Here is a 239-nt window from a genome sequence, read left to right as displayed (position 1 = left end):
ATCACCTTAGTATTCTCTACCTGACCACCTGTGTCGGTTATAGGGTACGGGCAACACACACCCTCACGTCGATGCTTTTCTCGGCAGCAGAGGATCACCAGATCACCCCACCCATTGTGGGCGCCCATCAGCTCTCACACTCCTGTGGGGACGGATTTGCCTACCCCCACGTGCTACGACCTTAGACCACGACAACCATCGCGTGGCCTGGCTACCTTTCTGCGTCACACCTCACGCTG

Annotated in this window: 1 rRNA gene; it reads right to left on the bottom strand. The window is 57.3% G+C overall.

The annotated features are described in order from the left end of the window. A 23S ribosomal RNA gene (locus tag AC2W7K_RS18075) occupies positions 1-239 on the bottom strand; the annotation flags it as partial.

Source organism: Brevibacterium sp. LAARM2_SD2 (assembly GCF_057364785.1).
The sequence above is the reverse complement of the archived record's forward strand: the minus strand, read 5'-3'. Positions and strand labels throughout refer to the sequence as shown.